This is a genomic window from Parvimonas pharyngis (genome assembly GCF_046569675.1).
Classification (GTDB): domain Bacteria; phylum Bacillota; class Clostridia; order Tissierellales; family Peptoniphilaceae; genus Parvimonas.
This window is the reverse complement of sequence record NZ_JBKICJ010000005.1, coordinates 1-26,042: the sequence shown is the minus strand read 5'-3', so window position 1 is coordinate 26,042 and position 26,042 is coordinate 1. Positions and strand designations below refer to the sequence as shown.

The 26,042-nt window shown below is 27.0% G+C and carries 25 protein-coding genes and 4 tRNA genes; 2 read left to right on the top strand and 27 right to left on the bottom strand.

Annotated features, from left to right (window positions below; all coding sequences use genetic code 11):
- Positions 1–63 precede the first annotated feature (63 nt).
- The 5 genes from ACLGL0_RS06335 to ACLGL0_RS06315 form a co-directional block, all read right to left on the bottom strand.
- On the bottom strand, positions 64–477 hold the full coding sequence (locus ACLGL0_RS06335) for a hypothetical protein (protein ID WP_411014053.1): 414 nt from the start codon (positions 475–477) through the stop codon (positions 64–66).
- 107 nt (positions 478–584) lie between these two features.
- Positions 585–2,255, bottom strand: a complete 1,671-nt coding sequence (locus tag ACLGL0_RS06330) for an ABC transporter ATP-binding protein (protein ID WP_411014052.1) — start codon at positions 2,253–2,255, stop codon at positions 585–587.
- Positions 2,245–4,035: an ABC transporter ATP-binding protein/permease gene (locus tag ACLGL0_RS06325; RefSeq protein WP_411014051.1), complete on the bottom strand. Its 1,791-nt coding sequence runs from the start codon at positions 4,033–4,035 to the stop codon at positions 2,245–2,247. The genes ACLGL0_RS06330 and ACLGL0_RS06325 overlap by 11 nt, the downstream gene beginning before the upstream one ends.
- Positions 4,036–4,159: 124 nt before the next feature.
- Positions 4,160–5,863: a proline--tRNA ligase gene (locus ACLGL0_RS06320; RefSeq protein WP_411014050.1), complete on the bottom strand. Its 1,704-nt coding sequence runs from the start codon at positions 5,861–5,863 to the stop codon at positions 4,160–4,162.
- 353 nt (positions 5,864–6,216) lie between these two features.
- Positions 6,217–6,663 carry a Dps family protein gene (locus ACLGL0_RS06315; RefSeq protein WP_411014049.1) on the bottom strand — a complete coding sequence of 149 codons (447 nt, stop codon included), beginning with the start codon at positions 6,661–6,663 and terminating at the stop codon, positions 6,217–6,219.
- A gap of 313 nt (positions 6,664–6,976) precedes the next feature.
- On the opposite strand from ACLGL0_RS06315, the gene ACLGL0_RS06310 reads away from it, so the two are divergent.
- Positions 6,977–8,902 (top strand): acyltransferase family protein, encoded by a 1,926-nt coding sequence (locus ACLGL0_RS06310; RefSeq protein WP_411014048.1) that lies wholly within the window; start codon positions 6,977–6,979, stop codon positions 8,900–8,902.
- A 16-nt stretch (positions 8,903–8,918) separates the two neighbouring features.
- Here ACLGL0_RS06310 and ACLGL0_RS06305 read toward each other — a convergent pair whose 3' ends face one another.
- From ACLGL0_RS06305 to ACLGL0_RS06240, 14 genes are all read right to left on the bottom strand, one after another.
- Positions 8,919–9,599 carry an aspartate/glutamate racemase family protein gene (locus tag ACLGL0_RS06305; RefSeq protein WP_411014047.1) on the bottom strand — a complete coding sequence of 227 codons (681 nt, stop codon included), beginning with the start codon at positions 9,597–9,599 and terminating at the stop codon, positions 8,919–8,921.
- Positions 9,599–10,789 carry a carboxylate--amine ligase gene (locus tag ACLGL0_RS06300; protein ID WP_411014046.1) on the bottom strand — a complete coding sequence of 397 codons (1,191 nt, stop codon included), beginning with the start codon at positions 10,787–10,789 and terminating at the stop codon, positions 9,599–9,601. The genes ACLGL0_RS06305 and ACLGL0_RS06300 overlap by 1 nt, the downstream gene beginning before the upstream one ends.
- 11 nt (positions 10,790–10,800) lie before the next feature.
- On the bottom strand, positions 10,801–12,624 hold the full coding sequence (gene asnB, locus ACLGL0_RS06295) for an asparagine synthase (glutamine-hydrolyzing) (RefSeq protein ID WP_411014045.1): 1,824 nt from the start codon (positions 12,622–12,624) through the stop codon (positions 10,801–10,803).
- 86 nt (positions 12,625–12,710) lie between these two features.
- Positions 12,711–14,186 carry a UDP-N-acetylmuramoyl-L-alanyl-D-glutamate--2,6-diaminopimelate ligase gene (locus ACLGL0_RS06290; protein WP_411014044.1) on the bottom strand — a complete coding sequence of 492 codons (1,476 nt, stop codon included), beginning with the start codon at positions 14,184–14,186 and terminating at the stop codon, positions 12,711–12,713.
- Between the two features lie 71 nt (positions 14,187–14,257).
- Positions 14,258–14,331, bottom strand: a tRNA-Cys gene (locus ACLGL0_RS06285).
- A 9-nt stretch (positions 14,332–14,340) separates the two neighbouring features.
- A tRNA-Gly gene (locus tag ACLGL0_RS06280) sits at positions 14,341–14,415 on the bottom strand.
- Positions 14,416–14,418: 3 nt separating this feature from the next.
- Positions 14,419–14,494, bottom strand: a tRNA-Phe gene (locus tag ACLGL0_RS06275).
- Positions 14,495–15,162: 668 nt separating this feature from the next.
- Positions 15,163–15,238, bottom strand: a tRNA-Lys gene (locus ACLGL0_RS06270).
- Positions 15,239–15,382: 144 nt separating this feature from the next.
- Complete coding sequence (gene mobB / locus ACLGL0_RS06265) at positions 15,383–15,877, bottom strand: molybdopterin-guanine dinucleotide biosynthesis protein B (protein WP_411014043.1); 495 nt, start codon at positions 15,875–15,877, stop codon at positions 15,383–15,385.
- The gene (locus tag ACLGL0_RS06260) at positions 15,867–17,096 is read right to left on the bottom strand and encodes a molybdopterin molybdotransferase MoeA (protein ID WP_411014042.1); all 1,230 of its coding nucleotides are present in this window, start codon (positions 17,094–17,096) and stop codon (positions 15,867–15,869) included. The genes mobB and ACLGL0_RS06260 overlap by 11 nt, the downstream gene beginning before the upstream one ends.
- Entirely contained in the window at positions 17,086–17,658 is a 573-nt protein-coding gene (locus tag ACLGL0_RS06255; RefSeq protein ID WP_411014041.1) for an AI-2E family transporter, read from the bottom strand. Before ACLGL0_RS06255 ends, ACLGL0_RS06260 begins: the two co-directional genes overlap by 11 nt.
- Before the next feature lie 13 nt (positions 17,659–17,671).
- Positions 17,672–18,940 (bottom strand): glucose-6-phosphate isomerase, encoded by a 1,269-nt coding sequence (locus ACLGL0_RS06250; protein ID WP_411014040.1) that lies wholly within the window; start codon positions 18,938–18,940, stop codon positions 17,672–17,674.
- Positions 18,940–20,055: a SpoIIE family protein phosphatase gene (locus ACLGL0_RS06245; RefSeq protein ID WP_411014039.1), complete on the bottom strand. Its 1,116-nt coding sequence runs from the start codon at positions 20,053–20,055 to the stop codon at positions 18,940–18,942. Before ACLGL0_RS06245 ends, ACLGL0_RS06250 begins: the two co-directional genes overlap by 1 nt.
- 12 nt (positions 20,056–20,067) lie before the next feature.
- Positions 20,068–21,201 (bottom strand): THUMP domain-containing class I SAM-dependent RNA methyltransferase, encoded by a 1,134-nt coding sequence (locus tag ACLGL0_RS06240; protein WP_313961931.1) that lies wholly within the window; start codon positions 21,199–21,201, stop codon positions 20,068–20,070.
- 171 nt (positions 21,202–21,372) lie between these two features.
- On the opposite strand from ACLGL0_RS06240, the gene ACLGL0_RS06235 reads away from it, so the two are divergent.
- Complete coding sequence (locus tag ACLGL0_RS06235) at positions 21,373–21,936, top strand: ECF transporter S component (RefSeq protein ID WP_233056386.1); 564 nt, start codon at positions 21,373–21,375, stop codon at positions 21,934–21,936.
- Between the two features lie 73 nt (positions 21,937–22,009).
- On the opposite strand, the gene ACLGL0_RS06230 is transcribed toward ACLGL0_RS06235, so the two are convergent.
- The 8 genes from ACLGL0_RS06230 to ACLGL0_RS06195 all read right to left on the bottom strand — a co-directional run bounded on the left by ACLGL0_RS06230 (position 22,010) and on the right by ACLGL0_RS06195 (position 25,674).
- Entirely contained in the window at positions 22,010–22,279 is a 270-nt protein-coding gene (locus tag ACLGL0_RS06230) for a Veg family protein (protein WP_411014038.1), read from the bottom strand.
- Between the two features lie 111 nt (positions 22,280–22,390).
- Positions 22,391–22,900: a hypothetical protein gene (locus ACLGL0_RS06225; RefSeq protein ID WP_411014037.1), complete on the bottom strand. Its 510-nt coding sequence runs from the start codon at positions 22,898–22,900 to the stop codon at positions 22,391–22,393.
- Positions 22,901–23,160: 260 nt separating this feature from the next.
- Complete coding sequence (locus ACLGL0_RS06220; RefSeq protein WP_233056389.1) at positions 23,161–23,289, bottom strand: LPXTG cell wall anchor domain-containing protein; 129 nt, start codon at positions 23,287–23,289, stop codon at positions 23,161–23,163.
- Positions 23,290–23,301: 12 nt separating this feature from the next.
- A complete protein-coding gene (locus tag ACLGL0_RS06215; protein ID WP_411014036.1) occupies positions 23,302–24,108 on the bottom strand; it encodes a hypothetical protein in 807 nt (268 codons plus the stop codon).
- 3 nt (positions 24,109–24,111) lie between these two features.
- Positions 24,112–24,384, bottom strand: a complete 273-nt coding sequence (locus ACLGL0_RS06210) for a cyclic-di-AMP receptor (protein ID WP_314559078.1) — start codon at positions 24,382–24,384, stop codon at positions 24,112–24,114.
- 8 nt (positions 24,385–24,392) lie between these two features.
- Positions 24,393–24,719 carry a cyclic-di-AMP receptor gene (locus tag ACLGL0_RS06205; RefSeq protein WP_314559076.1) on the bottom strand — a complete coding sequence of 109 codons (327 nt, stop codon included), beginning with the start codon at positions 24,717–24,719 and terminating at the stop codon, positions 24,393–24,395.
- Entirely contained in the window at positions 24,716–25,345 is a 630-nt protein-coding gene (tmk, locus tag ACLGL0_RS06200) for a dTMP kinase (RefSeq protein ID WP_314559074.1), read from the bottom strand. The genes ACLGL0_RS06205 and tmk overlap by 4 nt, the downstream gene beginning before the upstream one ends.
- Positions 25,346–25,356: 11 nt before the next feature.
- Positions 25,357–25,674: a transcriptional regulator gene (locus ACLGL0_RS06195; RefSeq protein WP_411014035.1), complete on the bottom strand. Its 318-nt coding sequence runs from the start codon at positions 25,672–25,674 to the stop codon at positions 25,357–25,359.
- Positions 25,675–26,042 lie beyond the last annotated feature (368 nt).

Sequence of the window (26,042 nt, the reverse complement as noted above, 5' to 3'; positions counted from 1 at the left end):
ATAATGATAACATATTTCAAATTAATCTTCAACAAAACAAAATTAAATTTTATTAAATTTATTTTATTTAAAATTTATTGCTCTATTTAGTGTATAACTAGATCCTCTACCTACTATTGCCAATACCTTTTTATTTCTATTAATATTTCTTATAAAAAAATTACTAATCTCATAAGTTCTTCTTCCCATAGGTTTATAGTTAGTTTTATTTATATGTTTTTTCTTTTCAGAATTTACAACATTATGAATCCTTATTTCTTCTCCTTCACTTAAACTTGCTATATCTAGTAAAGTGTCTCTCGAAACATCTAACCCCTTTTTTACATAAATAGTTTTATCAAGTTCTTCTAAATAAACTTTATCAAACTCTTTTTCTTCATTTTCTTCAGCAAATGAGACATTATAAAAAGAATTATTGACTGAAATAGTTCCCAATGCTAACATTAAAAGTAACACAGTTTTTTTTATTTGTTTCATTACAAATCCTCTTAATTTTTTATTCAGTAAAACTTTACTGTAAATCTATTATATCATAATATATATTTTTAAAAAAGACTGATAATTTATTTCAAAATATGATATAATTAAAGAGTTGTAATACTATATTTTAAACACTTCCCATTTTCTACTTTGTAAATAACATCTGCAAATGATACTGTGCTCATTCTATGAGAAATCAAAAATACCATTCCCTTACAATTTTCCTTAATTAAATTTAAAATTATTGATTCATTTAAAGTGTCTAAATTACTTGTTGGCTCATCAAAAATATAAACATCTGCTTTTTTCAATAATGCTCTCATAAGTTCAAGTCTTTGCATTTCCCCACTTGAAAAAATTACTCTTTCGGAATTTATCTTAGTATCAAGTCCATTTTCAGTTGATAAAATCTTATCTTTTAATCTACATTTTTCTGCGATATATAAAATTTCATCATCAGTAATATTTTTATTTCCAAGAGTTAAATTTTCTCTAATTGTTTGTGAAAAAATTTGTGGAAATTGTGGTATATATGCAATTTTTTCTTGTAGTTTTCTACTATCAATATTCAAAATATCATCATTATTTAAAGATATTTTACCAGATTTTGCAACATACCATTTCATTACTATTTTCATCAATGTACTCTTTCCAGAGCCGCTTTCACCAACAAGACCAACAATTTTCTTGTCTTCAAATTTTAAATCTAAATTTTCAAAAATTAGCTTATCTCTATTTGGATATGAAAAGTCAACATTTTCAAACTTTATTTCATCAATCTTTTCAACTTCTTTACTACCTTCATTTCCAACTGCTTCCTTTTCATCTAATAGACTAAAAGTTTGTCTTGCAGCTTGTAAAGCACGTCCTAAACCCAACGGAAGTCTACTAAGCTCTAAGAAAGGAGCAAAAGATGAACTGAAAACAACTAGGGTAATTACTGCATCTTTAATGCTAATCAATTCTTTTTTAACAAGAACAAAATCAACAAATGCAAAAGCGAAAACGCCGAGACCAATTGTTAAAAAGCTAAATGAAAATTGTAAAAAGTTTAATTTTGCAACATTTCTTTCTTTTCTATTAACAATTTTACTTTCTTTTTCTAAATTTTTAAATCTTTCTTTTTCAACTCCAAGTTGAAGTAAATCTTTCATACCTTTTAAACTTTCCAAGAAATATGAAGTATATGATTTTCTATATTGTTGTTGAATTTCAAGATGTGGTTTTAATTTACTTGAAAATACATTAGGAATTATAACTGCAAGTATAAAGTATACAGTTAGTGCAATTAAACTTAATTGTAAGCTATAATGTAAATAGTACAAAATAAGCACTATTGAAACAATAAGTCCTGTTGTAATTGGAGCTAATGTATGAGCAAAGAAAACTTCTAGAGCTTCAACATCTTCTCCTATAAGTTTTAATAGAGCTCCACTGTCTTGAGAATCTAATTTTGAAGGAACAAGTCTTCTAAGTTTCGCAAAAATTTCTCTTCTAAAATCAGCTAAAACTTTAAATGCAACGTAATGACCAAAATAATGTTCTCCATATCTGAATAGTCCTCTTGAAACTGCAAGAACAACTAAAATTATTAAGGAAAATATCTTTAACTTCCCTCCGTTCAAAACATCAAATCCTAAAGAAATTATTTTCGCAGGAATATATACTGTAATTAGAAATCCAAAAACTGCAAAAAATACAGCCAACAAAATTACAGGAAGTAAATTTTTCATAAAATTAATTAGTCTAGTAACTAGTTTTATACTATCTTTCATTTAAAATTTCCTCCATTTCATTTTGTTTATCTAATAATAATTTATATTCAAAGTTTGAATTGTATAAATCATTAGGTTTTCCAAAGTCCCATTTTTTTTCTTGTCCCATAAATAGAACAAAGTCAGCTTTGTTAACTTGTTTCATCTTATGAGAAATAAACATAACAATAGAATTTTTAGAAATCATCTTAATTAATTCTAAAATTGCAATTTCATTTTCAGTATCGACACTTGAAGTCATTTCATCAAAAATGTAAATTTTTCTATTTGCAAGTAAACTTCTAACACAGATAATTTGTTGTCTTTGACCAGGAGAAATTAATCTTCCATTTTCTCCAATAATTGTATTAAAACCATCAGGTAATGTTTGTACGAATTTTAAGATATTTTTTTCTTCAATCCAATCTAAAATTTCTTTTTCAGACATTTTTGTTGCTTTTTTTAAATTATCCATAATACTTTCATTAAAAACATAAGAATCAGGAGAAACATAAAAGCCTAATGAATTTATATCTGCTTTTGAAAAATCTCTTAATGACTTTCCATCAAGTAAAATCTCTCCAGAATAATTTTCAAGATTTTTAAATAATATCTTTGCAAATGTACTCTTTCCAAGTCCACTTTCTCCGGCAATTGCAAATAAACTGCCCTTTGAAATAATAACATCAAGATCTTTTAAAATATATCTATCATCATAAGCAAATGAAACATTTTTAAATTCTATATTATCAATGCTTTTCAATTCAATGTTAGAATCACCATTTATATTATCAACTTTAACGCCATCTAAGAAAGTAAAAATTCTATCAGCCATTTTTGTATTCATCATAAGCAAATGCATACAATATCCTAATTCTCTAATAGGAGTGAAAAATTCAGTAGCAATTAGTATAAAGAATATAAAGTTAAAAATTGACATTCCACCATTTGAAATTGAACTTACAGCTAAAAATCCTGATATTGCTATTCCTAAATACATAACTCCGTCCATATAACCAACAGATTGAAGTTGGAATTTTAACAGTTCCATAGTTGAAAGCCTAAATTTTTCAGCACTTTCATTGAAATTTTTCTCATAAATTCCATCAGCGCAATAAGAATAAAGAGTATTTAACCCTTTTAAATCATCCATAAATAAATTACTTACATCCATATATGTTGACCAATAATGTTGCATTATTTTTGCAGAACGTTTTTGGATTAAGACTATTGAAACTGGAATAAAAGGTATGCTTACTAAGAAAACCAAACCTCCTAATGGATAGATATAGACTACAATTAATAAAATTGTTGCACAGTTAAAATATGTTCTTAAAGTAGTTGTTAGATAATTACTGTAAAAGGTATCTAAACTATCGATCCCTTGAGATGCAATTGTAAGTATATCAGCAGTTGAATAACCTTTAAACGCTTCTTCCTCACTTTTAGAAAAAGCATCAAAAAATTTAACTTTTAAATTATCTCTAGCAAATTGAGATGCTACACCTTGATATTTCTTTGCAAAAATTGAAATTGCAAAACCGAAAATATTTAATCCTATTACAATAATTACATATGTAAAAAGGCTAAATTCTGTATTGTTATATAAATTTGAAAATCCTTTTGCAATAACTCCAAAAGAAATTATTCTCATCAAAAATTGAATCCAAGATAAGAATGATGCAATATAAACAAATCTCATTCTATCTCCAAGTTCTTTTTTTAATCTATTTTTTAATTCTTTTCGTCTTTCACGACTTATTTTTTGTTTCTGAATTTTTGTGCTGAAATCACTATCCATAAAAAACTCCTCATCATTAATTATACTTATGTTTTTTATAATACCCCACAATGATAATAATTAAAAATATAATCAATCTCAATTATAAATAGATAAAAATACCACATAAATGTGGTATTTTTATCTATTTTATCTTTCTAACTTCTTCTACAACTTTATTTATTGCTTCTTCAGATGACATTTCAACATTTTCCATTTCTCTTCTTGTTGAAAATTCAATTACATTTTCGTTAGCTTTTTTACCAACTGTAATTCTTAGAGGAATTCCAATTAAATCTCTATCATTAAATTTAACTCCTATTCTCTCTTTTCTATCATCAAGCATTACTTCAACACCTTGCGCTTCTAATTCATCATGAATTTTTTCTCCAAGAGTCATTTGATCTTCATCATTCACATTTACAACAGTAACTATTACATGATAAGGTGCAACTTGAATAGGCCAAATAATTCCTTTTTCATCATTATTTTGTTCTATAATTGCAGTAATACTTCTTGTAATCCCTATTCCATGGCTTCCCATCCAAAAATATTGACTAACTCCATTTTCATCTAAGAAAGTAGCATTTAATGCTTTTGAATATTTTGTTCCTAATTGGAAGATATTTCCAACTTCTATTCCTCTTGCAAATTTTAATGGATGACCACTTATTGGACAAACATCTCCTTCTTGTACCATAAGTAAATCTTCTACAATTTCTCCATCAAAATCTCTTCCAAAATTGCAATTTATATAGTGATGATCTTCTTTATTTCCACCTACTACTGTATTTTTCATAAGAGTTACTCTCTTATCTAAAATTTTTCTTACCTTTAAATCAACAGGTCCTGTGTAACCTGCAAATGTTCCAATTTTTAAAATTGTTTCATCATCCATCATTTCAACTTCATGTTCTGGCGCTCCAAGATAAGCACAAAGTTTAGTTAGATTTAATTCTCTATCTCCTGGAATAAAAGCAATTACAGGTTCTCCTGAAACTACTAAATCAATTGCCTTAACACATTTTGAAATCTCTTGTTTTAAAAATCCTGCTACTTCTTCAATAGTTTTACAATTTGGAGTATGAACTAATTCAAGTTCTTTTTCTTCTCCACTTTCGTCAACTTTGTAAATAACTTCTGCTTTTTCGTCTGTTGCTGCATATCCACTTTCGTCACAGTAACAGATAACTCCTTCACCAACTTCTGAAAGTGCAATAAATTCATGAGAGCTATTTCCACCCATTGCTCCTGCATCACCAGCAACAATTTTATAATTAAGACCTAATCTATTAAATACTTTTTCATATGCCTTCCACATTTCCTTATAAGATTCCATCATCATTTCAGGACTTACATCGAAAGTATATGCATCCTTCATTGAAAATTCTCTTGCTCTATTGATTCCAAAACGAGGTCTTTTTTCATCACGATATTTTGTTTGAATTTGATAAATATTTAAAGGTAATTGTTTATAACTTTTAATTTCTCCACTAATCAAAGTTGTAAAATATTCTTCGGCAGTAGGTCCAAGACAGAATTCTCTTTCATTTCTATCAGAAACTTTAAACATTTCCGGGCCAAAAGTTTGCCATCTTCCTGATTCTTCCCATATTTCTTTAGGTTGAAGTGCAGACATTAAAATTTCATATCCACCCATTCTATCCATTTCTTCTCTTACTATATTTTCAACTTTTCTAATTGCTCTATAGCCAAGAGGTAGATAAGAGTAAATTCCTGCTGCACTCTTTCTAATCATTCCAGCTCTTAAAAGCAATTTATGACTTATTATTTCTGCCTCTTGAGGATCTTCTCTTAGTGTAGGCATGTAATATCTTTTCATTTTCATAATATAATTCCTCCAAAATAACAAATTTGTAATTGTGATGATATAAAAAAAACGGCAATCATCTCCAAGAGACGAAAGCCGTGGTACCACTCTAATTTATACTTGAAAGCTATAAGGCACAACCCTGTAATTTTAATACAAGTTCAAAGATAGGTTCAATTATCTGCATAAAAGTTTTTCACCAAACAACTTCTCTCTACATATACAAAAATAATTTACTATTTCTTATCATCACTAAATATCTAATGAATAAATTATATTAAATTTAGCAAAAAAAGTCAACCTTAAAATAGTAAATTTCTAAATTTACAAAAAAAAGGTTGAGTAAAAACTCAACCCAAATTTATTTATTCTTATTTATTGCAGCAAGGTTTAGAAGCTCTTAAGAACCAAATATTCTTTTCTAATTCTCCAATATGGTCTTCTAACATTGAAACAATTATGAAATCTCCATCATTATCAGCTTCTTCTCTAATCTTTGTAGCTTCTTCTTTAATAGCAACTAAGTCATTCATAACAATTTCGTTTACTTCGTCAACTATAACTTTTTTAGAATCTAATTCAGCAATTGTAGCATTAGCAACATAATCTTTTAATGATGCAAATGGGAATCCACCTTTCTTTTTAATTGCTTCAGCAACTTCATCATACCAATCAAAGAATTTTTCATATAAACCTTCTGTGAAAATATGAGTTTGATAGAAGTTTCTTCCTTCTACGTTCCAGTGTAAGTTATGTAACTTAGTAGTCATAACTGCGATGTTTGATAAATAAACATTTAAACTTTTAAAATCTTTCATTTTTAACCCTCCTAATTTTTTATTAATTACAACTATTATATACCCAAAAATTAAAAAAATAAAGTTTTTTTTAAAAATTTTAAAAAAAATTTTTTTATTCATTTGTGGAGATATTTTATATAAAATAGCATCTAAAAACATTTAATTGGTTATTATTTTAAAAAATTGTTATTATTTCAATTGTAAAATGGAATTTGACAAATTTTACCATTAGAAAAATACCTACAAACGCCTAAATTGTAACATTTTTGTAATTGCTTTTATTTTTTTTTCTGTTATAATCTCTAATGAACAATTTTATAAGGACACACAAATGAAAAGCTTTAAATTAAATTTAAATAAAATAAATCTAAATGAATTAAAACAAATAAAAAAATCTGATTTTTTTAAAAAAAGAGAAGATAAAAATAAAGAAAAATTTCATATAAAGAGTTTTGATGGACTTCGTGCAATAGCCGTCATTCTTGTTATGCTATATCATATTATTCCTCATATAGTACCTGGAGGATACTTAGGTGTTGTAATTTTTCTAGTATTAAGTGGTTATTTAGTAACTGATAACTTTTTACGAGAAATGGATAAGCATATGTATCTGGATATTATTAAGTTTTGGAAAAAAAGAGTTGTAAAACTTTATACTCCACTTCTACCAATGCTTAGCATAGTAAGTTTATTCGTATTATTATTCTTTAATGATATGTTAAATGACTATGTTGGAAATTTATTTAGCTCAATCTTTGGAATAAATAATATTTACCAAATACTTCATGGACTATCATATTTTGATGCGCATGGAAATCCAAATCCATTTACACATCTTTGGTCTTTGGGACTTGAGGTACAATTCTATTTAATATGGCCTATTTTAATTTCTCTACTATATAGAACATTTAAGTTAAGAAGAAAAAGCCTTGCGATTATTACATTGATACTATCATTAGCGTCAGCAACTACAATGTTTATGTTATATTCTCAAAATACTGATGTATCAAGAATATACTATGGAATTGACACAAGAGCTTTTAGCTTTTTAATAGGATGCTTCTTTGCTTTTTTATTTCCAAGAAATAAAGTGCAAGAAATTCAACTTTCAAAAACAAAAAGTATATGTGTAGGTATTATCTCCATTATACTATTTTTAGGAATATTATATCTTTCAGTAACTATGGATGCAAAGATGGATATAGTATATAAATTCGGAATGTATTTTTACTCAATTTTAATAGGAATTTTACTTATCTTATTACTTTTAAAAGATAATATAATTAATAAATTCTTTTGTTTTACACCATTTATAGAAATCGGAAAAAGAAGTTATAGTTTATACCTATGGCAATATCCAATTACAATATTTATAGGTGATTACTTAAAATGGAGTAAAATTTCAATTATATACCTTGTTTTATTAGAACTTTTATTTTCAATTATTTTTGCAGAAATTAGTTATAGATTATTTGAAGGTAAAGAAAATTATTTAATCTATATAAATAAAAAATGTAGTGAAGATATAAAAAATAGAAATCTATTTTCAGCAATTGGAATTTTAGCAGTATTTATTATTTTTGCAACATCAATTCTATCAATTTCACAAAAAACTGATGATATTGAAGAACTAAAAACAAAGCTTGAAAATATTCAAAAAAATAACGCTCAAAATATTGAAAATAATAATCAAGAAATTCCAAACAAAGAAGAATTGAATAAAAAAATTACTAAAAATGAACCTACTATAAAACCTGAGAACAATATTGATTTATCTACAACTGAAATTACTTTTATTGGAGATAGTATAATGTTATCAGCTTCAGATGCAATTAAAAGTGAATTTAAAAATGCAATAGTAGATGCAAAAGTTAGTCGTCAAGCATGGGATTTGCCAAAAGTTTTAGATCATTTAAAAGAAACTAACAATATAAAAGATATTGTTGTAATTCATTTAGGAAGTAATTACAAAATAAATAAAGAAAAATTCAAGGCAGATCTTGAATCTTTAGGAAATAGAAAAATATTTTTAATAAACTGTGTGGTGCCAGATCCTTGGGAAGAACAAGTTAATACAACTTTAAAAGAACTTTCTGATGAAATGGAAAATGTAGAAGTTATAGATTGGTACTCATTTGCTAAAGATAAAAAAGAACTTTTCTATAAAGATGCTACACATCCAAATGGACAAGGTTCAAAAGAATATACTAATTTATTAAAAACTGAATTAAGTAAATATTTAAAAAAGGAGCATTAAGCTCCTTTTTATATTATTATTTTATTTTCGCACCGCTAAGTTCAATACTTTTATTTACAAGAACATCCAAAGCATCAATTGTATTTATGCTTTTACAAATATCTAAAAGACTAAGTTCTGTACAAGCAATTATTCCAATAGTATCTTTGTCACAATACTTATTAAGAATTTCAATAAATTCTTTATTTTCTAAGTTATTTGTTTCTTTAATATTATAAATAATATCCATAACAGAATTTTTATCCGCAGTGGATAATTCTTTAACTTCTATTCCATATTTTTGTGCATATTTATCATAAACTTTTGAATTAAGAGTTCCAATAGTTCCAAAAACGGCAACTTGTTTTACTCCTCTTCTCTCTATTTCAAGAATTGTTTCTTCAATCATATTTATAATTTTTAAATTAGTATATTTACTAAATTCATCATAAAAATAATGACTTGTATTACAAGGAATAGCAACTACATCTACACCAATATTATCAAGAATTTCTAAGTCTTTTTTTATTACACTTAAAAACTCTAAATCCTTTTTCTCAATAATACATCTTGTTCTATCTGGCATAGTTGAGTGATTTAATACAACTAAATCAATATGTTCATTGTCATTATGTGCATCTGTATTTAAAACAACTTTATCGTAAAATTTAACAGTTGCTAAAGGTCCCATACCCCCAATAACTCCTAATTTATACACTATTTCCTCCTAAATATCTTTCTAAAAACTTTTCCTAATAGAATTTTATTAAAGAAAAACCATGGTTTTAAATCATTAATTGCAAAAATTGCAGGAGCCCACTTTCTGGAAAATGAAATCTTTAAAGATTTTAAAATACTTACTTGTTTAGTTCTCGCATAACGCCAAATTGCAACCATATCTTCAAAGCCATAAATAAAAGCTAAGTTTGTATCGTAATCAATATATTTACAATCACTTTCTTTTAATTGACCAGTTACATCAAGATACGCAATATATGGCATATTAATTCCAACTTTATATATTAAGTTGTTGAAATTAGTAGTTCTTGCATTTATCTCTATTAAATAAATTTCTCCTGTTTTTTCATGTTTTTTAAATTCTATTTCTCCAAAACCTCTATATCCGATATTTTCTAGGAATGGCTTTGAAATATCTACTAATTGTTGATTATATTTTTGAATTGTAAAAACTGAAGCTCCGAAATTAATTGGCCACTGTCTTTGTTTTTGAGCAGTCATATAATGAGTAGTTTTACCACTTCTATCAATATAATAGTCATAAGTTAACATACAATCATCAAATCCCGGAACAATTTCTTGAACAAAAATTTCAATATCATTATCGTTTGCTTTCTTTATTCCAGCTTCCATTTCTTCAATATTTTTACAAATAAAAACTTTATTTCTAAATACTTTTGTAAATTTTACAGTATCAAAAGGTTTAATTATGCATGGAAAACCCACTTCATTATTTACTCTTTCAACTAAATTTTCATCATTTGCACTTATAGTAGTCGGAATTTTTACTCCATTTTCTTTTGCAATATCATGTAGAGTCCATTTATCTAATAATCTTGTATTAAGTCCTTTAGCTTGACTAATCAAATAATATTTTTCTAACTCATCATAATATTCATCAATAAATTCAACATATTTATCATGTGTCGGAAGTAAAACAGGTTTTTCATCTTGTTTCTTTCCGTACTCTATTAAGCCTTGAAAAGCCTCTTCACCAAAATTATTCAAATTTTCTATTTTTAAAAATTCAGATATATATTTTGACTTTGCTCCATAAGAGTTTTCAAAGTCGTAATCACAAGCTACAACATGAACTCCTTCACGACCTAGACATCTAATTATACTAAGTCCTATATAGTAATTACAACCTAAAACAACCGCTTTGTTCATCTTTTTACCTCTTAATTAAAATATTGTTCATACCATTTTAAGAATGTGTAAATAGTATAAATCTTACGTCCATTATTTCTTTTATTATTATAGTGATCTTCTAAAATTGTGTTAATTTTTTCAACATCAAAAAATTCACTAACAAAATCTTTATTAAAAGTTTCTTTAACAATATTATAATATTTTTCTTCTTTAATCCATAAAACAAAAGGAACAACAAAACCTAATTTTCTTCTCTTTGCCCAATCGTCTGGCAATTTATTTAAAGCTGCTTTTCTAAAAGCATATTTTGTTATTTCGTTATGAGCTTTATGTCTTACTGGTATTGTTCTTGCAAGTTCCCACATTTTTTTATCTAAAAGTGGAACTCTAAGCTCAATAGAATTTGCCATAGTCATCTTATCTGCTTTTAGTAAGATATCATCAACTATCCACATTTTCATATCAAGATATAATCTTTTTGAAACGTCATCCATATCTTTAACTTCATCATAGTATTTCTTAGTTAAATCTCTTGAAGTTTCAGAATTTCTATATTTTTCTTTTAAAATTAAATTTGCTTGTTCATCAGACATAATTTCAGCAGGTCCAATATATCTATCTTCAACTTTTTGACCATATTTCATTACAATTGTCTTACCACTAAAATGTCTTTTATCTTTTAATTTTTTATATAATTTATTTCTTAAACAGAATGGTAATTTTTTGTAAATTCTTTGTGGAAGAGCCTCTGCATACTCATTATATCCAGCAAACAATTCATCAGCACCTTCTCCAGATAAAACTACCTTTACTTGTTCAGATGCTAATTTTGATAAGAAATACAAAGCTACAGAAGAAAGATTCGCATGTGGTTCATCTGAAAAATATTGTACTTTATTTATTCCATCAAAAAATTCATCCGGAGTAATTATCTTAGAAAAGTTTTCAATACCAAGTCTATCTGAAAGCTCTTTTGCATATACTGTCTCATTGAATCCCTTGTTGTCAAAACCTACAGAAAAAGTCTTATTAGGCATTGCTGTTGCAACAACATAACTTGAGTCAACACCACCTGATAAGAAAGAACCTACTTCAACATCACTAATTTTGTGGTACTTTACTGATTCTTCAACTTCATTTTCTATCTTACTAACAGCCTCATCAAAAGTCATTTCTTTATAATCAAGAGTTAAATTATAATAGCTCTTTATTTCTAATTTACCATTTTCAAAAATATAATAATGACCTGGTCTTAGCTTCTTAACTCCTTTAAAAAAGGATTCTTCTAAAGGATTGTATTGAAACACTAAATAATGTTTAAGTGCTTTTTCATTAACTTCTTTTTTAAATTTTGGATATTTTAAAAATGATTTAATTTCTGAACCAAAAACAAAATCTCCATCAATTAATGAATAGTAATATGGTTTAATTCCAAAATGATCTCTTGCTCCAAAAAGTCTTTGTTTTTTACTATCCCAAATAGTAAAAGCAAACATTCCTCTTAATTTTGCTAAAATACCTTCTTCACCATATTCTTCATATCCATGCAATATAACTTCTGTATCAGTATTTGTTTTAAATTTATATCCTTTTTCTAGTAGATCATCTTTTATTTCTTGATAATTATATATTTCACCATTAAAAATTATAGCAATATCATTATTCTCATTTAATATTGGTTGAGATCCTTCATGTAAATCAATTATACTTAGTCTTCTAAAACCAAAATTTATTCCATTATCAAAATAATAACCATCACTATCTGGACCACGATGAATAATTTGATTATTCATCTCTTTTATTACATTTTCATCTCTTACATCTTTACTGTAAAATCCAACAAATCCGCACATAACTTCTCCTTAAATATTCTTAAAAGAATTAATCTATAATATACTAAACAATCTAATTTAATTATATCATATACTAAAATTTATTTCTATTTATTTAAAATCTCTTTAACTGTTTCAATTTCGCTATATGGAATATATTCATCCCCTATAACTTGATAAGGCTCTGCACCTTTTCCCGCAAGTAAAACAATATCATTTTCTCTTGCGATTTCAAAAGCATATTCAATCGCTTCTTTTCTGTCCTCTACGATAGTATAATTTTTCTTGTCACACTCAGATACTAATTCACTTACAATCTTGCTAATCGTTTCATGTCTTGGATTATCAGCTGTGAATACGACCTCGTCAGAATTTTCTAAAGCAATTCTTCCAAGGTCAGGTCTCATACTAGAATCTCTATTCCCACCACTATGACCTATCAATGTAATTATTCTATTATGTGAAACTTTATTTAAAGTTTCAAGAACATTTATAAGCCCATCTGGAGTATGAGCAAAATCTATTATTATTTTATAATCTCTATCTGAATTAACAATTTCCATTCTTCCACTTACACCAGAAAAACTTTTTAAAGCCTCAATTGAGTCCGAAATTGATATTCCTTTTGTAAATGCCGCACATATTGCAGCTAATACATTATAAACATTAAATACTCCAACTAAATTAGTTTCAACTTTATATACTTTTTCTAAAACATGTAAATCAAATCTCATTTTCCAATCATCGAAAGAGATATTATCTGCATAAAAATCAGCTGAACTATCTTTTATTCCATAAGTTATTATTTCAGTTGGAATATGTTCTGAATATATTTTTGCATATTCTTCATCAATATTTAAAATAGCTGTTTTTAACTTGCCATTTTTTAAATTATGACCTAATTGTGTAAATAAAAGCTCCTTTGTATTTGCATAATTTTCCATGGTTTTATGCAACTCTAAATGCTCATGAGATAAATTTGTGAAAATAGCACAATCAAAATCACATCCTAAAACTCTACTTAATGCCAAAGCATGAGATGAAACTTCCATAACACAACAATCACATTTTTCAGTTACCATTTCATTTAATAATCCTTGTAAATCAACTGAAATTGGAGTTGTATTCTTTGTTGGAATTACTCTGCTTCCAATTTTATGATGAATTGTTCCTATTAAACCAGTCTTAAAATTACAAGTTTCAAAAATATGATTTATTAAATAACTAGTAGTAGTTTTGCCATTAGTACCTGTTATGCCAACCATAAATAATTTTTCACTTGGACATTTATACAAAATATTAGCTAGAAGACCCATAACTTTTAATGTATCTTTTACATAAACAACAGGAATATCCCCACATTTATCTGAAATATCCTTTGATGCAATAAATAGTTTTGCTCCATTTGCCCTAGCACTCTCAACAAATGAATGACCATCTACTGTGTTTCCTTCAATGCAAATAAAAGCTGTATTTTCTTTTATATTTCTATTATCTTGTGAAATATAATCAATATTTACATCTTCAATATTTCCACAAATTTTTTTTAACTTTATATATGATAATAATTCACTAGCTAACATATCTATCTCCTATTTTAATTCTATATTTAAAAATACTTCTATATAAATAAAAAAGGTCTCATAAGAGACCTTGGAGGCGACATCCAGATTTGAACTGGAGATGAAGGTGTTGCAGACCTCTGCCTTACCACTTGGCTATGTCGCCAAATTGAAATGGAGCGGAAGACGAGATTCGAACTCGCGACCCTCGCCTTGGCAAGGCGATGCTCTACCACTGAGCCACTCCCGCATATGGTGCCCAGAGGCGGAATCGAACCACCGACACGAGGATTTTCAGTCCTCTGCTCTACCGACTGAGCTATCTGGGCATATAATAATCAAATTTTTCAAATTTTTAGTAATTTTTACAATTTCTTTTAGTTAATTTTTTCGATAGCTCATTCTCTCGTGCTTCGCACTAAACTAAGATATTGCCTAAAAACAACTTCGTCGTTTTTGCCACTCTCTTATACCGACTCTCACTATCTGGGCATATAATACTCAATTTTTTTCAAATTTTTAGTAATTTTTACAATTTCTTTTAGTTCATTCTTTCGATAGCTCATTCTCTCGTGCTTCGCACTAAACTAAGATATTGCCTAAAAACAACTTCGTTGTTTTTGCCACTCTCTTATACCGACTCTCACTATCTGGGCATATAATATTCAAATTTTTCAAATTTTTAGTAATTTTTACAATTTCTTTTAGTTAATTTTTTCGATAGCTCATTCTCTCGTGCTTCGCACTAAACTAAGATATTGCCTAAAAACAACTTCGTTGTTTTTGCCACTCTCTTATACCGACTCTCACTATCTGGGCATATAATATTCAAATTTTTCAAATTTTTAGTAATTTTTACAATTTCTTTTAGTTCATTCTTTCGATAGCTCATTCTCTCGTGCTTCGCACTAAACTAAGTCATTGCCTAAAAACAACTTCGTTGTTTTTGCCACTTCCTTATACCGACTTTTCACTATCTTGGATTATAAAAAATTATTGGTGCACCTTCAGGGGCTCGAACCCTGGACACCCTGATTAAGAGTCAGGTGCTCTACCAGCTGAGCTAAAGGTGCGCATTCAGTACCTAAATAGTATAAAACATTTAATTTAATTTGTCAAGTACTTTAATATACTTTTTTGTTATGAAATCAAGTTATAGTAAAGATTTTAACAATAAAAAATATAATTTTTATAAAAAAATTGAGATGCTATTCATCTCAATTAATTTTAAAATATTTTTTTATTTTATTTGCAATTTTATCATATTCATCTGGATTGAATTGATCTGCATCCAAATCATGTTTTAAATCTGAAACAATAGCTATTAATTTATCTTTATCGGAAATTATTTTTGTTGAATATCCAGTTCTATAAACTTCGATTCTATCGAGGTTCTCCCATTTATAACCCTCAACTAAAACAAAATCATAATCTGTCATTGTTTCTAATACATCATGCAATGATTTTTCATAATTTAAATTTTCAATAGTAATAACTCTATTTGGGCTCACCATTTTTACACAACTTGCTCCAGATTTAGAAAAAATAAAACTATCTTTTCCCTCTCTATCAAAATCAAATTCTTTATGATGATGTTTTACAACTCCAACTTTCAATCCCTCTTTAGAAAAAATTTCTAAAAGATGTTTAATCAACGTTGTCTTCCCAACATTAGAACATTCTCCAACTATAGAAATTGCTCTATTTTTCATATAGAAACTCCACTTCTACTATATCACCATTAGAATATTCAGTTTGACTTGGCATTACTACTATAGAATTTTTAGAAACCATTGTAGAAAGAACACCTGATGCTTGCCTTTCTTCTATTTCAGTATAGAATTTACCATCTTTATAGTATGTGTTTGCTCTTAAAATTCTACTAACTTTCCCCTTATTATTAAATCTATTAAGTAATTCGCTTTGAACTTTAAGCATATGAACATTCTTATTTTGTAGCTTTAAAATCAAAGGTCTTACATAAAGATAAAAATTCATAAAAGATGCCGCAGGATTTCCAGATAATGCGAACACATATTTTCCTTCGTATTCTCCAAAGAAAACATGTCCACCTGGTTTTGCCATAACTCTAGAGAAAATAGTTTTTACTCCTACCTTATCTAATGCAGTTAATACAAAATCGCTATCTCCAACAGAAATACCACCAGTTGAAATAACTATATCACTGTTTCTTAATGCCTTTTTATACATGTCAACTAATGTATCTAAGTTATCATCAACTTTGCCATATTGAATAACTTCTGCATCATACATTTTTGCAAGTTGTTCAATAGTATAGCTATTACTGTTTCTAATTTTACCATCTTCCATTTCATCTGTTACATCAAGTAATTCACTTCCAGTTGCAAAAACACTTACAACTGGAGATTTATATACATTAACAAAAGGAATCCCTAAACTAGCTAAAACTCCAACTTCTGCAGGTGTAATCAATGTTCCTCTTTTTATGATTACATCGCCTTTTCTAACGTCTTCACCAGTTCTGATAATATTTTTATTTTTCCCAATTGGTGCAAAAATTTTAACTTCTTTTTCAGTAAATTCTGTATCTTCATATCTTACTATACAATTAGCTCCAGTAGGAACTTTTGCTCCAGTCATAATTCTGACAGCTTGTCCATTAGATATAGATTTTTCAGAAACATCTCCTGCCATAATTACATCAATTACTTCTAACACAACAGGATTGGCTTTACTTGCATTAACAACGTCTTCTTCTCTAAAAGCATAACCATCTAAAGGAGACTTATCAAAGTTTGGTATATTAACTCTTGATATAACATCTTCAGCTATAACTTTTTTTAGAGCATCATTAAAATATACTTTTTCAAATTGTTCATCAACAACAATTTCTTCTGTAAGTTCTCTTGCAACCTTTAAATCAATAGGTGAAAAATTATTAATTATCATAACCATCTCCTAAATTTTCATAATCATATTTTTTTCTAAGTTCTCTTTCTCTAAGTCTTTTTTCTTTTCTTTCTCTCATTTTTCTTTTTTGGTCAAAAGAAATGATATCATTGATACTCATTAAAGTATTTAAAATAAATATAATTATAGTCATAATGGCAAGTCCACTATTTCCACCAATTAATTTAGATATAAGAGCTAAAACTATTATTATAGCAATTTTCATATTAACTTTTCTACCTAATAAAATAGGTTCCAAAACTAATCTAACACTTAGTATTGTTAAATATAATGTTGCTAAATTAGCAGCAATAACTGTCTCTTTTCTAACTAAATTAATTAGGATTTGATATGATAAATACAGACCATTTCCAATTACTGGAACAATTTCCAAAACACCCATTATTAAAGCAGCTTTAAATCTACCAGAATAATTCATAAGATAAACAGCAACTATTGATGTAAGCAATGCTAATAAAACAAGTATACCTTGAACTTGTAAATAATCATTAAAAGTCTTTTTACCTTTTTTTAACAAAGCTTTTATATAATTTAGATACATGTTTATTCCTCCTTTACATTTTCTCTAATAATTGATACATATTTTTTTTATAATTATCTACTCCAGGTTGATCAAAAGGATTAACCTCTAACATATATGCAGAAATAGCACAAGACATTTCAAAGAAATAAATTAATTTACCAATATTGTAAGCATCTAGTTTTGGAATTTTAATCCTTACAGTTGGTACATTTCCATCTGTATGTGCCTTTCTAGTCGCAGTAACTGCAACCCTATTTATATCATTTAAAGATTTCTTTGCTAAATAATTCAAATTGTCAAAATCTTCATCAATATAAGGAATAATAATATCATTTTTTAAATCTTCAACTTCAATTATTGTTTCAAAAGTGATTTTATTTCCATCTTGAATCATTTGTCCAAAAGAATGTAAATCTCTTGTAAAAATAGCACTTTCTACATAAAGGCCTTTGCCATTTTTTCCTTCACTTTCTGCAAATAATTGTTTCCACCATTCTTGAAGATATGATAATTTAAATTCATGAGCAACTAAATACTCTATTTCTTTATTCTCATCTTTAAACATTGCATTTCTAATTATTGCATATTTAAGAGAAATATTATCTAAACTTTTCTTCGAATATTCCTCCAAACCATCATTTGCTCCAAGTAAAATTGCATCAGTATCAATTCCAGCACACATAATAGGAAATAATCCTACCGCTGTTAAAACTGAAAATCTTCCACCAATATCATCAGGAACAAAAAAAGTTTCGTATCCGACTTTATCACTTAATTTTTTTAATAATCCACTTTCTGCATCTGTGGTAATAATAATTCTACTTGTTGCATCTTTTCCATATTTTTCTTCACAAAAATTCTTTAAAACTCTAAATGCAACCGCTGTTTCAAAAGTACTTCCAGATTTCGATATTACATTTATGTAAAAATCTTTATCTTTTATATATTCAACTAACTCGCTTAAATAATCTCCACTTAGGTTATTTCCGGCAAATACTATTTCTAAACCTTCTTGTTTAAAATATGGTTTTAATGCTTTTATTACAGCTTTAGATCCAAGAAAACTACCACCGACACCTATAACGACAAGAACTTCTGATTTTTTTACTTTTTCTGAAAGTTGTTTCATTCTATCATATTCTTCTCTATCATAAACTTCTGGTTGAGTTACCCAACCTAAAAATTTATTTCCTAAACCATTTTTATTTAAAATGAAGTCCAATGCTTTAAAAGCATCCTCTTTATATTCACTAAAACATAAATCTTCTGAAAAATCTAACTCAAAATTATTATATTTCACTATAAAACCCTCATACTTAATAATGCAATATCATCTTCTTGAACTCCACATCTAAATTCTGAAACATCCTCAACTAGTTTGTCCAAAAGTTCTTTATCAGAAAGTGAATTTTTATATTTTTCTACTACATTAAAAAATCTTTCTTCTCCATATTCTTCTCTATTTTTATTTTTAGTTTCAGTTATACCATCTGTGTAAAATAATATACAATCTCCATGACATAATTTAACTTTACCAACAGAATATCTACTATCTTGGAATAACCAAGAAATAGGCAAACCACTTAATTCTAAGCGAACATTCTTTTCTTTGCAGAATATTAATGGAATAGAATTATGTCCAGCATTTGAATATTCAAATTCGCAAGTTGCCCTATTATATATACCTAAAAATATTGTAAAATACATTTCTAAATTCAATTTTGAAAACTCTTTAGATAATGCCATTAAAATTTCTCTAGGATGTTCTATTTTTCTTCCGTGAATTAACATTCTGACTGAGAATTTTATAAACATTGTTATCATACTAGCAGAAATACCATGTCCCATAACATCTGCCATATATACACAAGTTTTATCATTTGGCAATTCTATAACATCAAAAAAATCTCCTGATAATTGATCTGATGATATATATTTATATTCTATATTTAGCCCATCAATACGATTTAATTTTGACAACAGAGACTTTTGTATATCTGAAGCAGTCAACATATCATTTTCAATCATTTGTTGATATTTAAGCAAATCTTTTTGAAGTCTATTTCCCTCAGTAATATCTCTAAAAACTTCTATACAACCCCAATATTCTTTATTATCATCAAATATAGGACTGCTCTTAACTAAGAAATCTCTTTCGCCAACTGATAACAATTCAGTTTCTACACGCTCCTTGTGTCCAATTGGTGCAACACACTTTAAAGAAGAATACTTTTTATCGTTTTTATGTGTATCATCATCTGAAAAAAAGCAAAATTTTCCTTCTTCATTTTCTAAAAATTTTTTCATACTAGTATTAGTATAGACAATTAGTCCAGTTTTATCATAAACTCTAACTAAATCTTCCATAAAATCCACTAGTTCAAAATCCAAATTTACAAAGTTATTCTTATACATGCTGTTCTCCCATTATTTTGGTTTTGGTCCATAGAACTGATAGAAATCAACTTTAATTCGCCCATTAAATAACTTTCTCTTTCTATCTGCTTTCCTTCCATATAATCTTTCAAAATTTTCCATACTTGTAATTAAATATACAGACCAAGTATCTAATTCTTTAAACTTTTTACCAAAATCTCTATAAAGTCTTTCAACTTCTTCAACATCTCCCATACGTTCACCATAAGGAGGATTTGTAACTACAACACCGTATTCATTATATAAATCAACATCTCTCATATCTTTTATAAAGAATGAAATTTCATCTTCTACACCTAAAATATCAGCATTATCTCTTGCTCTTAAAATAGAGCGTCTATCTATGTCAGATCCTAAAATCTTTAATTCTCTATCATAATCAATTAATGCTCTTGCTCTATTTTTTTCATTTTTTAAAGCATCTTTATCCAATAAATTCCAATTTTCAAAAGCAAAATTTCTCATTATTCCTGGTGCAATATTTCTACCAATCATATAAGCTTCAATGCAAAGTGTTCCACTTCCACAAAATGGATCATAAAACACTCTGCTTGGATCCCAAAAAGAAAGACTAATCATAGCACTTGCCAAAGTTTCTTTAAGTGGTGCATCTCCCGCTCTTTTTCTGTATCCTCTTTTATGCAAAGCCTCTCCAGATGTGTCAACTGTAACAGTAGCAATATCTTTTAAAACAGATACCTCTATATAGTATAAGGCATCAGAAGTTTCATCAAACCACTCAACTTCATAGATATCTTTAAGTCTATCAACAATTGCTCTTTTAGTAATCTTTTGTATATCTGATAAACTAAAAAGTTTTGACTTTACACTATTTGCATTTACTGGAAATTTATCATTTACTGAAATTAATTCTTCCCATTTAATTTTCTTTATGCCTTGATATAAATCTTCAAAACTTAGAACCTTAAATTCATCCAATTTCAATAAAATTCTCTCTGCACATCTAACCCATAAATTAACTTTTGCTATATCATTTACATTTGCCACAAATTCTACTTTTCCGTCAGAAACTTTTATATCATCAAAACCTAGTTTGATAATTTCCCTCTTAACAATAGCTTCAAGTCCAAAAGCACATGTAGCAATCAAAGTTATTTTTTTCATTATATCACCATTTATATAAAAATCTTATATGACAAACACTTATCCACCATTAAATATAATTATATCAAATTTGCATAAAAAACACAAAACAAATTTAAAACTTATAGAAATTTTCTATTATTTTTGTTATAATAAACAAGAATTTAATAAATAAGATTAAAGGAGGAATTCATGAAAAACATTTCAACAAAATCTATTACAAAAATCGGTATTTTAAGTGCAATTGTAATTATTTTATCACTTTCTCCAATAGGATTTATTCCATTAGGACCTGTTAGAATAACTACAGTTCATATACCAATAATATTAATCGCATTAATAGAAAAACCAACAGTATCGTTTTTTGTTGGTCTAATCTTTGGTTTATTTTCATTTTTTCAACATTTATCAGGAATAAGTCCATTATCATTTATGTTTATAAATCCTTTAGTATCTGTTCTACCAAGAGCATTAATAGGACTTGGAACATATTACACATTTAATTTTGTAAAAAGATATACTAAAAGTATTTTTAATGTTATAATTGCAAGTATGGTAGGAACAATGATAAACACATTCGGAGTATTATCCATGGCATATATTTTCTGTGCAAATCAAATCTATGAAGCACTTAAATTAAATCCTGCAAAATTTCTTTTTGGAGTTGCAATTTCAAATGGAATTCCTGAAATAATTGTATGCTCAATATTGGTTCCAATGATTTACAAGAGTCTACAAAAAATTTTAAAATTTTAAACTAAAACCTGAGTAATTACTCAGGTTTTTTATAAAAAAAGAACTTTGAAAATCAAAGTCCTAAAAATTTAAATTAGCTTGCTTTTAAACTTACTTGTGATGTCAAAACATCAAAGTATGAATATGAACAAGTTCTTTTTTTATGTTCTTCCGTTTCAATCTCAACAGTAAAAAATGATGTAAAAACTTCATTAATTACTCCCTTAGTTTCAACGTACTCTTCTTTCCCACGTCTAATAGTAATTAATACTTTTTTTCCAATGTTGTTGCTCAAAACTCTCTTAATTTTAACTAATTTTTCTTTTGTATCCATAACAGCACCGCCTTTTATATATTTTAACATAAAAAAGAATTAAAGTCAAATAAAGTAGTTTTTACAAAATTTAAAAAAGCACAGACTTTCTATGTCTGTGCTTTTTTTAAATAAGAAAATTATCATTTTATATTTTATATGCTACTTAGATAATAAATACATTGTTCCTTTATAAGTAGCCCTATAGGTTTTTGAATTTATACAATCAACATTATCTAAAATTAAAGTGCCACCATACCAGGCTTCCAAATACTCATCATACTCTTCATAATATTTACTATATGGAAAATATGATGAATCTCCATATTCTTTTAATGTCTTATACCTTGTTACTACACTATTTTTATATTCATTATATATTTCATCAAATTCATTGTTTATCTCAGTTTCTTCTTCACTATCTAGAGCAATAATCGTAGAAATTTCATCTTTTTCTACAATAGTAAACTTTCCCTTTTGAAATTCAATTTCTAATTTACCATTATCTAATTCTCTAACTCTATATTCTTCTTTTGTTCCATATTCTTTACCAGATTTAGTGTTTTTATGAGTTGGCTCAAAGTATTCACTTGCCATTACTATATTATAACCTAAAACAATAGACAAAATAAATGTACATGTTATTAATATTTTTTCATAAATAACCTCCATTTAAATAAATTATACAATTGACTTTAATCCTGCATTCTAACTAGTCTCCGTTTTTATACCTCTGAAGATTTAAATAATTCATAACAACCTCCATTATAATATGCTATTTCACTTTTATATCTACATTATCATAATATCACTCAAAATTAATTTTGTCAACAACTATTAAATATAATATCATATTATTTTTTAACTTTGAAGTTTTTTAATCAACAAAAAAACACTATATTTTTCAAATATAGTGCTTTTACTAATTTAATTTATTTATTTTTTCTTTTTATAACTAATACAGCTATAATTGCTATTAGACTCAAAAGTCCTACAATTAGAAACAAATTTTTACTACTATCAACATTCATCAATGGAATTAGATTAGTAAAATTTTCCATACAAACCTCCATCTATCTTAAAATTGTTATGAATATTTTTTCAATTGATAATTGAAAATTCACATTATTATATAAGTTTTCTCTTACAACATCAATTGTATCTAAAATTTTTAACAATTTTTCCTTATTAAAAGAAATATTATTCTTAAATATCTTTGAAATTTCTTTATCTGTAATTTCTTTTCCTGTTTCTAAAAATATATAAAATTCTTTAAAGAAATTATATAACAATGGAATGAAATTTTTATCTTCTTTTAAACCAAGTAAATACTCTTTATTTTTCGAATCATAAATAGCAAAAAAATCACCTTTTAATGCTAAAGATAAAATTTCTAATAATTTTCCATAGTCCGAATAATCAAAACTTTCAAAAGAATTTGCTTCAGAAACAAATATACATCTACTTTTTATTGTTGATAATAGTTTATGTCTTGAATCAACTAAAATACAAATTATAACATAATCAAAAGATTCCTCTAGAGTTTTCAATAGAGCATTTGAAGCCTCAGTCCTTAAAAATTGTCCACCTTTTATGATAACCAATTTATATTTAGATTCCAAAGGTCTTTTTTGAACATATTTAATCATATTTCTAATTGACTCAATTGAAATGTTATTTCTTTCACTTTCAACTATCAATAAATCAGGATGTGTTTGTTCCTCAATTTCTCTTGTTATTTTAAAGTCTTGATCTGGATTCAAAACCTTTAAAGTTAACTCTTTAGAAACAGTATCTAAAAAACTTTCATTTCCCTCAATAATATAATTTTGAGAAAATTCAAAAGCATTAATCTTTTCTTTGAAAAGAGTATAATTCATAGATTACATCCTTACTAATTGATTCATATTTAGAACGAACATTACAGTATTGGCAGTAATATCATCAACTGTTTCTTTATTCTTAGAAATATTTAAAATCATTTCCTTAACTCTATCTACTTTTTCATCTTCTATACCAATTAAAATTGTAGTATTTCCTTTTTTGAAGAAACCACCAGTAGAAGATAATTTTGTAGCTCTAATTTTATTTTCAGAAAGTTCATGTAAAACATCTTGAGCAACGTGATCTTGAATAATTGCTAAAATAAGTTTCATATTATCACCTACATTCTTACGAAATCAACAACATCAAGAACAAAAACAGTAGCTCCGCCTACTAAAACTTCCATAGGGAAAGGAATATAAGCGTCTCCTGGCATTGTTACGCTTAGTACAGATGTAGTAATTTCTCTAGATTTACAATTTTCTTCAATTGTCTTTAAACATTCTTCTAGTTTTTCTTCTTCAACCCCTATTAAAAGTGTTGAGTTTCCTGATCTTAAAAATCCACCAGTAGAAGCTAGATTTGTCATTCTAAATCCTTTTTCAGTTAAATCTTCTTGTAGTGGGTTCAAGTCTTGATCTTGAACTATTGCAATTATCATCTTCATAGCAATTCCTCCAATTTTTCATCTATTATATTTTTTACAGTTTCAAAAACTTCTTCCATACTCTTAGTAGCATCAACTTTCCTTAAACCTTTTTGATCTTTCATTTTATCAAGAAGTTCCATATAAGTATCATAAACTCTACTATGGAAATCATCTCCCGAAAGTTCAAGTCTATCTGCATTTTCACTCAAAGACTTTCTCTTTAAAGTTGTTAGTGGATCTACATAAAAGAAAATAACTAAATCAGGATTAACTCCATCAATTGCAAATTCATTTATTTTCTTAACATTTTCAACCCCAAGTTCTCTGCCTCCACCTTGATAAGCAAGTGAACTTAAAACAAATCTATCGGAAATAACAATATTTCCTTTTTCTAAATTAGGTCTTACAAGTTCATCTATATGTTGAGCTCTACTCGCAGAATAAAGCAATGCTTCCGTTCTTGGTGACATTTTATCATTATCATTAGATAGAATAAGTTCTCTAATTTTTTCTGATATTTCTGTTCCACCTGGTTCTCTAGTAAATATTATTTTTTCATTATTCTTATAATATTCTTTAATTAAATTTATTATAGAAGTTTTCCCACATCCATCAGGACCTTCAAAAGTAATAAATAATCCCATTTTATAACTCCTTAAATTGAATAAAATATATACGATAAAATTATTCCTAATATTCCACAGCTACCTACTAGGAAATAACTTAAATAGGTAAATGGAACTATTACAATTTTAAAAATTGCAAGAATATATAAAATCACATAACCTATTATAGAGTTCAAAATAATCTTTTTTAAAATTCTAAAAGGAAATTTTAATAATTTAAAAAGAACATAAATCACTAAAAATCCAATAATATAAGATACAATACTATTTTTGAAAAAAAATTTACTTAAACTGGCAAAATCAAATGATTCTAATTTTTCTAAATACATTTTTCCATATTTTTCCAAAGTATCACTCTCCTATTCTTATTAATATTTTATCACAATATAAGGATTTTATCAATTAAAAATAAATATTAAGACATATCATATTTTTACTTTAATTTTTTATTACACAAATAATTTAAAAACTCTTATTTTTTAAAAATTTTATTTTATTTCCAATTGTATTTATATTAATAAGAACCCCACCCTTCCACGATGCTTCACATCGGGTGGGTGCCCGGGAACCTTGTTACTTCGTAATAAAAACCCCACCCTTCCACGATGCTTCACATCGGGTGGGTGCCCGGGAACCTTGTTACTTCGTAATAAAAACCCCACCCTTCCACGATGCTTCACATCGGGTGGGTGCCCGGGAACCTTGTTACTTCGTA

What these genes read in the sequence shown, in the direction of transcription:
- ACLGL0_RS06335 (WP_411014053.1), bottom strand. Translation starts at nt 477, where the DNA reads ATGAAACAAATAAAAAAAACTGTGTTACTTTTAATGTTAGCATTGGGA.
- ACLGL0_RS06330 (WP_411014052.1), bottom strand. Translation starts at nt 2,255, where the DNA reads ATGAAAGATAGTATAAAACTAGTTACTAGACTAATTAATTTTATGAAA.
- ACLGL0_RS06325 (WP_411014051.1), bottom strand. Translation starts at nt 4,035, where the DNA reads ATGGATAGTGATTTCAGCACAAAAATTCAGAAACAAAAAATAAGTCGT.
- ACLGL0_RS06320 (WP_411014050.1), bottom strand. Translation starts at nt 5,863, where the DNA reads ATGAAAATGAAAAGATATTACATGCCTACACTAAGAGAAGATCCTCAA.
- ACLGL0_RS06315 (WP_411014049.1), bottom strand. Translation starts at nt 6,663, where the DNA reads ATGAAAGATTTTAAAAGTTTAAATGTTTATTTATCAAACATCGCAGTT.
- ACLGL0_RS06310 (WP_411014048.1), top strand. Translation starts at nt 6,977, where the DNA reads ATGAAAAGCTTTAAATTAAATTTAAATAAAATAAATCTAAATGAATTA.
- ACLGL0_RS06300 (WP_411014046.1), bottom strand. Translation starts at nt 10,789, where the DNA reads ATGAACAAAGCGGTTGTTTTAGGTTGTAATTACTATATAGGACTTAGT.
- asnB (WP_411014045.1), bottom strand. Translation starts at nt 12,624, where the DNA reads ATGTGCGGATTTGTTGGATTTTACAGTAAAGATGTAAGAGATGAAAAT.
- ACLGL0_RS06290 (WP_411014044.1), bottom strand. Translation starts at nt 14,186, where the DNA reads ATGTTAGCTAGTGAATTATTATCATATATAAAGTTAAAAAAAATTTGT.
- mobB (WP_411014043.1), bottom strand. Translation starts at nt 15,877, where the DNA reads ATGAAAAATAGAGCAATTTCTATAGTTGGAGAATGTTCTAATGTTGGG.
- ACLGL0_RS06260 (WP_411014042.1), bottom strand. Translation starts at nt 17,096, where the DNA reads ATGATAATTAATAATTTTTCACCTATTGATTTAAAGGTTGCAAGAGAA.
- ACLGL0_RS06255 (WP_411014041.1), bottom strand. Translation starts at nt 17,658, where the DNA reads ATGTATCTAAATTATATAAAAGCTTTGTTAAAAAAAGGTAAAAAGACT.
- ACLGL0_RS06245 (WP_411014039.1), bottom strand. Translation starts at nt 20,055, where the DNA reads ATGTATAAGAATAACTTTGTAAATTTGGATTTTGAACTAGTGGATTTT.
- ACLGL0_RS06240 (WP_313961931.1), bottom strand. Translation starts at nt 21,201, where the DNA reads ATGAAAAAAATAACTTTGATTGCTACATGTGCTTTTGGACTTGAAGCT.
- ACLGL0_RS06235 (WP_233056386.1), top strand. Translation starts at nt 21,373, where the DNA reads ATGAAAAACATTTCAACAAAATCTATTACAAAAATCGGTATTTTAAGT.
- ACLGL0_RS06230 (WP_411014038.1), bottom strand. Translation starts at nt 22,279, where the DNA reads ATGTTAAAATATATAAAAGGCGGTGCTGTTATGGATACAAAAGAAAAA.
- ACLGL0_RS06225 (WP_411014037.1), bottom strand. Translation starts at nt 22,900, where the DNA reads ATGGAGGTTATTTATGAAAAAATATTAATAACATGTACATTTATTTTG.
- ACLGL0_RS06220 (WP_233056389.1), bottom strand. Translation starts at nt 23,289, where the DNA reads ATGGAAAATTTTACTAATCTAATTCCATTGATGAATGTTGATAGTAGT.
- ACLGL0_RS06215 (WP_411014036.1), bottom strand. Translation starts at nt 24,108, where the DNA reads ATGAATTATACTCTTTTCAAAGAAAAGATTAATGCTTTTGAATTTTCT.
- ACLGL0_RS06210 (WP_314559078.1), bottom strand. Translation starts at nt 24,384, where the DNA reads ATGAAACTTATTTTAGCAATTATTCAAGATCACGTTGCTCAAGATGTT.
- ACLGL0_RS06205 (WP_314559076.1), bottom strand. Translation starts at nt 24,719, where the DNA reads ATGAAGATGATAATTGCAATAGTTCAAGATCAAGACTTGAACCCACTA.
- tmk (WP_314559074.1), bottom strand. Translation starts at nt 25,345, where the DNA reads ATGGGATTATTTATTACTTTTGAAGGTCCTGATGGATGTGGGAAAACT.